We start from the raw sequence: 6,952 nt of genomic DNA, 5'->3' as shown, positions 1-6,952 counted from the left end.
CCCGGGCGGTCGCCGGGCCGGTGCACAGCCGCCCGCCCGGGCCGGACACCGAGGCCGCCACCGAGAAGCTGGCCGCGCCCAGCCGGCACCGCCGGCCGGCCGTCGACGAGGGCGACGAGGTGCGGCTGCCCGGCGCCTCGGTCCGGATAGGGCCGGGGCCGCGCGCCGAGCAGGCCGGCCCGGGCGCGCCGCCCGCCGAGACCGACTGGGTCCGGCGGATCACCCCGCCCCCGGCCGCCCGCTGGCGCCCCTGGCGGTTCCGGATGTCCAACGACGTCTGGGGCACCCCGCTGGTCGCCGACGGCACCCTGTTCGTCTCCAGCTTCGAGGTGCACGCCCTGGACATCGCGTCCGGGCAGCGCCGCTACAAGACCCGGGACGTCGCCTGGGCGCTCGCCGTGGACGCCGGGCGGGTGCACGCGGCCGACGGCCCGCACCTGTACACGGTCGACGTCGCGGACGGCACCGAGCGCTGGAGGCACTCGCTGGACGGCTGGGTGTACTCGCTGGACGCGGCCGAGGGCGTGCTCTGCTGCGGCGTCCGGGGCGGCGGCGTCCAGCTGCGCTCGGCGGCCACCGGCGCCGAGCTGTGGCGCGCCGACGACGCCCAGCAGGACTTCGAGAACCCGCAGTCCGGCCCCGCCCTGGTCGGCGGCGCGGCGTACTACTACGGCGGCGGGCGGCTGCGCTGCGTGGACCCGCGCGGCGCCGGCCTGCGCTGGTCGGTCCCGGTCGGCGAGGACGTGCCGTCCCGCCCGGTCGAGCGCTCCGGCGTGCTCTACGTGACGGCCGGCACCCGGGTGTACGCGCTGGACGCGGCGAGCGGCGCCGAGCGCTGGCGGTTCGAGGCCCCGGTGGTGCTGTTCACCCCGCCGGCGCTGGACGCCGACGCGGTCTACGTCGCCGACTACCTCGGCACGGTGTACGCGCTGGACGCGGCCACCGGCCGGGACCGCTGGCGCGCGGTCACCGGCACCCGGCAGGGCGCCGAGCCGGTGGTGGTCGGGGACGGCATGGTGCTGGTCGGCAGCGGCGAGACGCTCTACGCGTTCGAGGCGGGCGGCGGCCGGGAGCGCTGGCGGTACACCGCGCGCGGCGAGATCGTCGGCTCCCCGGCGGTCGCGGACGGGCTGGTCCACCTCGGCAGCCGGGACCACTCGCTGCACACCGTGGACCTGGCCAGCGGCCAGCTGCGCTGGGAGCTGGGCACCAAGGGCGAGCTGACCGGCTCGCCGGTGGCGGTCGGCGGGAAGGTCTTCGTCGGGAGCAAGGACCGCTGCGTCTACGCGCTGGACGCCTTCTACGGCACGGCGGTGCCCTCGCACTGACCCCGGGAGCGGGCGGCGGGAGCCCGGGGCCCCCGCCGCGGGCGCGCTACTTGCGGGCCTCCGGGTGGCGGCTGCACCAGCCCTCCCAGGCCGAGTCCACCATGGACTCGACCCCGTGCCGGGCGGTCCAGCCCAGCTCGCGGTGGATCAGATCGGCCGAGGCGACCACCCGGGCCGGGTCGCCGGGGCGGCGCGGGGTGATCTCGGGGGTGGTGTCGTACCCGGTCACCTTGCCGATCACGTCCAGCATCTCCCGGACGCTGACGCCCTCGCCGCGGCCGATGTTCAGCACCAGGGAGGTCTCCCCGGCCGGGTCGGCCGCCAGCCGCCGCGCCGCGGCCACGTGGGCCGAGGCGATGTCGGAGACGTGGATGAAGTCGCGCACGCAGGTGCCGTCCGGCGTGGGGTAGTCGTCACCGAAGACCCGCGGGGCCTGACCGGCGGTGAGCCGCTCGAAGACCATCGGGATCAGGTTGAACACACCGGCGTCGGAGAGCTCCGGCGAGGCGGCGCCGGCCACGTTGAAGTAGCGCAGGGCGACGGTGGACATCCCGTACGCCTTGCCGGCCGCGGCCACCAGCCACTCGCCGGCCAGCTTGGTCTCGCCGTACGGGCTCATCGGCGCGCACGGGGTCGACTCGGTCACCAGGTCGACGTCGGGCATGCCGTAGACGGCCGCCGAGGAGGAGAAGAGGAAGCGCTTGACGCCGCCCTCGGCCGCGGCCTCCAGGACGGTCTGGAGGCCGATCATGTTCTCGCGGTAGTACAGGAAGGGCTGCTCGACCGACTCGCCCACCTGCTTCTTGGCGGCGAAGTGCAGGATGCCCTCCACCTGGTGTTCGCGGATGGCCGCGTCCAGCGCGGTCCGGTCCAGGGTCGACCCCTCGACCAGGGCGACCCCCTCGGGCAGCCGGGTCCGGTCGCCAGTGCTCAGGTCGTCCAGAACGGCCACGCGCTCGCCCGCGTCGAGGAGCTGCTGAACGACGTGCCCGCCGATGTAACCGGCACCGCCGGTGATCAACCAAGTCATGGCCGAATCCTAGGCCGTGGGGATTTCGCGCCGGTGGCGCGGGCGCGTCGCGGCGGTGGATTCGGACATTTCGGTGAAATGCTGACAAAGATCTCTGCGTCGCGTCCGAGCGGCCCGTCGTGGCCGCGCCGAGGAATCCGGAGGCCGTCACGGTGAACCGCAAGCAGGAGCCCACTCGTCCGATTCCGGCCGGACCGCGCCAGACCCGGCCCGGGGCCTTCGGCGGTCGGCCGCTCGCGCCGGGCGCGGTCGCCGCGCTGGCCGCGCTCGTGCTGACCGGGTGCAGCGGCGGCTCGTCCTCGGACTCGTCCTCGCCGGCGAACGGCTCCCCGACCGCCCCCACCGCCGGCGCCACCCAGCCGGGCGGCGCCAACCAGCTCCAGTCCGACTACCAGCGGGTGATCAAGGACGTGCTGCCCTCGGTGGTGCAGATCACCACCGCGAGCGGCCTCGGCTCCGGGATCGTCTACGACGACAAGGGCGACATCGTCACCAACGCCCACGTGGTCGGTACCGCCACCACCTTCACCGTCACGCTGGCCGGCAGCACCAAGCCGCTGGACGCCACCCTGGTCGCCGGCTACCCGGAGTCCGACCTCGCGGTGATCAGGCTCGGCAGTCCGCCGGACGGCCTCAAGCCGGCCACCTTCGGGGACTCCACCGAGGTCGACCTGGGCCAGATCACGCTCGCCATGGGCAGCCCGCTGGGGCTCTCCAGCAGCGTCACCCAGGGCATCGTCTCGGCCACCGGCCGGACCGTCTCCGAGCCGGGGACCCCGGGCTCCCCGGGCGCCGTCATCGGCAACATGGTGCAGACCTCGGCCGCGATCAACCCCGGCAACAGCGGCGGCGCGCTGGTCAACCTGAACGGTGAGGTGATCGGCATCAACACGCTGGCCGCCACCGAGCCGGATTCCAGCGGCGCCGCCGCCCCGGGCATCGGCTTCGCCATCCCGGCGTCCACCGTGACCAGCATCGCCGATCAGCTGATCAAGGACGGCAAGGTCACCAACTCGGGCCGGGCCGCCCTCGGCATCACCGCCCGGACCTACTTCGACCAGAACTTCCGCCCGGCCGGCGCGGTGGTGGTCGCCGTCGCGCCGGACGGCCCGGCCGCCTCGGCGGGCCTCCAGGTCGGCGACGTGATCACCAGGATCGGCGACACCCCGGTGGACTCGCTGAACTCGCTCACCACCGCGCTGGCCTCGCTGGCGCCGGGCAGCGGGGTGGCCGTCACCTACAGCCGGGACGGCCGGAGCAGCACCGCCGATGTCACCCTCGGCACCCTGGAGACGCCCTAGCCCGGGCCGGGTGCCCCACCAGCCCCCGGACGGCGGGCGGCCCGCACGACCGCGCAAGGGTTCGCGGAGCCGCCCGGCGTCCGGGACGAGAGCCGGGCGCCGTCCGGGCGTCGTCCCGGCCGGCCTTCAGCGGCGGGCGACGCGGGTCCGCCAGGGGAGCTCGACGGTCACCGTGGTCGGTCCGCCTTCCGGGCTCTCCACCAGGAACACCCCGTCCACCGCGCGGATCCGCTCGGCCAGCCCGGCCAGGCCGCTGCCCGGGTAGGGGGCCGCGCCGCCCTTGCCGTTGTCCTGGACCAGCAGCATCAGCTGGTCGTCGGCCCGCCAGACGTCCACCGTGGCGGAGCGGGCGCCGGAGTGCTTGGAGATGTTCGTCAGCAGCTCGCTGACCGTGAAGTAGGCGATGCCCTCCACCGCCGAGTCCGGCCGGTCGTCGCTGCCGTCCCCGGCCTTCAGGTCGACGTGCACCTTGACCCCCTCCGGCACCGTGCAGCGCGCCGCCACCGAGGAGAGCGCCGCGTCCAGACCGCGGTCGGTGAGCACCGCCGGGTGGATGCCCCGGGCCAGGTCCCGCAGCTCCTGCAGGGCCAGCTTCACCTCGCCGTGGGCGTTGTCGACCATCTTCGCGGCGGCCGCCACGTCGTCCGGCGTCTCGGTCTCGCGCAGCCGCTCCTTGGCCATGCCGAGGTCCATCGCCAGCGCCACCAGCCGGGCCTGGGCGCCGTCGTGCAGGTCGCGCTCGATCCGGCGCAGGTCGGCGGCGGCGGTGTCGACCACGGTGCCGCGGTCGTCCTCCAGTTCGCGGACCCGCTCGGACAGCGCGCCCGGGTAGAGCAGGGTCTCCACCAGCATCCGGTCCACCGCCGACTGGGCGCGCACCGCCCAGGGCAGGACCGGCCAGCCGACCAGCACGAAGATCAGGGTCAGCCCGAAGCACAGCACGCCCCAGGGCAGCATCAGCACGTTGTAGAGGGCCGCGCGCCACGAGAGCGCGTCGGTCAGGTGGGCGATCGCGAAACCGGTGAGGCCCGGGCGGCGGCGCTGCACCGGCTCCGGCTCGTGCACCTCGGAGTCGTACAGCGACCGGGCCCGGCGGCGGGCGAAGCCGCTCATCGACCGGCAGCCGGCCAGTCCGGCGGCGAGCAGCGGCAGGCCGATCACGGTGACCGACAGGGCGAGGCCGACCGAGAGCGTGACGATCGTGAAGACGAAGCCGGCGATCCCGAGCGGCAGGTTCAGCAGCAGCTGTCCGACCTGCCGCCACATCCGCGCGCCGTACAGCGGGGTGCGCCCGGCGCCCTCGGCCGTGCCGTCCATTGGCTTCATCTCGGTCTACCGTCCTTTTCCGGTCGAACTGTGCGACTAGCTTGACCGCTCCTGGGCAGGTGAGGCCATGGGGGTGATACGTCTCCCCGGGCGGGGGTTATCCCCACCCTCCCGGCGCACCGGGTGTCCACCGGGTGTCTTGCGGATCGGGCAGGATACGGCGCACCGGTGCCGTGCACTTAGACTCACGCACTGGCGATGGTGATGAGCGCGTAAGGAACGTCGCGGGACCGCCCCGAGGGCGGGTGCCGCGGCCGATGTGGAGGCGAGGGCATGGTGGGGCAGCGGGCGGCTTCGGTCGCGGCCGACCCGGCGGCCGGCAGCGGCTACTTCGACGCGTACGCCGCGATGGGCCTGCTCGCCGTCGTCGGTGTGCTCTTCGTGACGGTGGCGTTCACCGCGAACCGCCTGTTGCGGCCGGTGGTGTACTCGCCGGAGAAGCTCCTCGCCTACGAGTGCGGCGTGGACCCGGTGGGCGGGGACTGGGCGCACACCCAGGTCCGCTACTACGTCTACGCCTTCCTGTACGTGATCTTCGCGGTCGACGCGATCTACCTGTTCCCGTGGGCGACCGTCTTCGCCTCCGCCGGGTACGGCGCCGGGACGCTGGTCGAGATGTTCGTCTTCATCGGCTTCCTCGCGGTCGGACTGCTCTACGCCTGGAAGAAGGGCGTTCTGGAATGGACGTGACGCACACCCACTCGCACGGGCACGGCGCCTCCGGAGGCCCGGTTCCGCTGGGCGTGCCGGACCCGTCGAGCCCCGGCGCCGCCGTCGAGCGGCGCGGCATCGGCCCGCTGGCCCGGCTCGCGCCGGACCCGGTGAAGGTCGTCCTCAACTGGGGACGGCGCTACAGCCTCTGGTGCTTCAACTTCGGCCTGGCCTGCTGCGCGATCGAGTTCATCGCGGCCTCGATGGCCAAGCACGACTTCATCCGGATGGGCGTCATCCCGTTCGCGCCCGGTCCCCGGCAGGCCGATCTGATGATCGTCTCGGGGACGGTGACCGACAAGATGGCGCCCGCCGTCAAGCGCCTCTACGAGCAGATGCCCGAGCCGAAGTACGTCATCTCCTTCGGCGCCTGCTCGAACTCCGGCGGTCCCTACTGGGACTCCTACTCCGTGACCAAGGGCGTCGACCAGATCATCCCGGTCGACGTCTACGTGCCCGGGTGCCCGCCCCGCCCGGAGGCGCTGCTCCAGGGCATCCTCAAGCTCCAGGAGAAGATCGCCGCCGAGTCGCTGCCCGGCCGCTACACCGCGCCCGCGGCGGCGCTGCGGCGTCCGCCGGTGGCCGGGCCGGCTGCGGGTACCGGTACCGGTTCCGCCGCCGGTTCCGTCGAGGGAGGGGTCTCGTGACCACGGCCGAGCAGTACGCGGCGTCGGTCGGGGAGTGGGCGACCGGCGCCGAGGCGTACGGGCTGATCACCGTCGACGTGCCGGCGGAGCACTGGACCGAGGCGCTCACCGCGGCCCGGGACACCCTGGGCCTCACCTTCTTCGACTGGCTCAGCGCCGTCGACGAGCTCGCCGACGGCTTCTCGGTGGTCGCCCACCTCGCCGCCGTCGACGCCCCGGGCGTGCGCCACCTGGCGCTGCGCACCCGGGTGCCGCGCGACGCGGCCGCGCTGCCGACCGCCGTCCCGGTGTACGCCGGGGCCGCCTGGCACGAGCGCGAGACGCACGAGATGTTCGGCATCGACTTCCCCGGGCACCCCCACCTGATCACCCTGCTGCTGCCGGACGGCTTCGAGGGGCACCCGCTGCGCAAGGAGTTCGTGCTCGCGGCGCGGGTCGCCAAGGCCTGGCCGGGCGCCAAGGAGCCGGGCGAGTCCGACCACGGCGACGGGCCGGCGCGGCGCAAGATGCAGCCGGCCGGTGTGCCGGACCCGAACGAGTGGGGGCCGCTCAAGGGCACCCTGCCGCCGGTCGCCGAGCGGCCGGCGCGGGCCGCCCGCGCGGCCGGTG

The 6,952-nt window shown here is 74.3% G+C and carries 7 protein-coding genes; 5 read left to right on the top strand and 2 right to left on the bottom strand.

Going from position 1 to position 6,952, the window contains the following annotated elements; translation table 11 throughout:
• On the top strand, nt 1–1,328 hold a 1,328-nt coding region (locus ABD308_RS23370), incomplete at its 5' end, for an outer membrane protein assembly factor BamB family protein (protein ID WP_344338229.1).
• Between the two features lie 46 nt (nt 1,329–1,374).
• On the opposite strand, the gene galE is transcribed toward ABD308_RS23370, so the two are convergent.
• Entirely contained in the window at nt 1,375–2,358 is a 984-nt protein-coding gene (gene galE, locus ABD308_RS23365) for a UDP-glucose 4-epimerase GalE (RefSeq protein WP_344338228.1), read from the bottom strand.
• Between the two features lie 182 nt (nt 2,359–2,540).
• Between galE and ABD308_RS23360 the strand changes: the two genes are divergently transcribed.
• The gene (locus ABD308_RS23360) at nt 2,541–3,659 is read left to right on the top strand and encodes a S1C family serine protease (RefSeq protein WP_425554834.1); all 1,119 of its coding nucleotides are present in this window, start codon (nt 2,541–2,543) and stop codon (nt 3,657–3,659) included.
• 126 nt (nt 3,660–3,785) lie between these two features.
• Here the strand turns inward: ABD308_RS23360 and ABD308_RS23355 are convergent, their stop codons facing one another.
• Nucleotides 3,786–4,976 (bottom strand): sensor histidine kinase, encoded by a 1,191-nt coding sequence (locus ABD308_RS23355; RefSeq protein WP_344338237.1) that lies wholly within the window; start codon nt 4,974–4,976, stop codon nt 3,786–3,788.
• A gap of 282 nt (nt 4,977–5,258) precedes the next feature.
• Here ABD308_RS23355 and ABD308_RS23350 point away from each other — a divergent pair, with 282 nt between their 5' ends.
• The 3 genes from ABD308_RS23350 to ABD308_RS23340 all read left to right on the top strand — a co-directional run.
• Nucleotides 5,259–5,675, top strand: a complete 417-nt coding sequence (locus tag ABD308_RS23350; RefSeq protein WP_344338226.1) for an NADH-quinone oxidoreductase subunit A — start codon at nt 5,259–5,261, stop codon at nt 5,673–5,675.
• Nucleotides 5,666–6,343, top strand: coding sequence for an NADH-quinone oxidoreductase subunit B (locus ABD308_RS23345; RefSeq protein WP_344338224.1), 678 nt, complete (start codon nt 5,666–5,668; stop codon nt 6,341–6,343). Before ABD308_RS23350 ends, ABD308_RS23345 begins: the two co-directional genes overlap by 10 nt.
• On the top strand, nt 6,340–6,952 hold a 613-nt coding region (locus ABD308_RS23340), incomplete at its 3' end, for an NADH-quinone oxidoreductase subunit C (protein ID WP_344338222.1). The genes ABD308_RS23345 and ABD308_RS23340, both read left to right, overlap by 4 nt.

It is taken from the genome of Kitasatospora putterlickiae (assembly GCF_039527695.1).
GTDB classification, from domain to species: Bacteria; Actinomycetota; Actinomycetes; order Streptomycetales; family Streptomycetaceae; genus Kitasatospora; species Kitasatospora putterlickiae.
The sequence above is the reverse complement of the archived record's forward strand: the minus strand, read 5'-3'. Positions and strand labels throughout refer to the sequence as shown.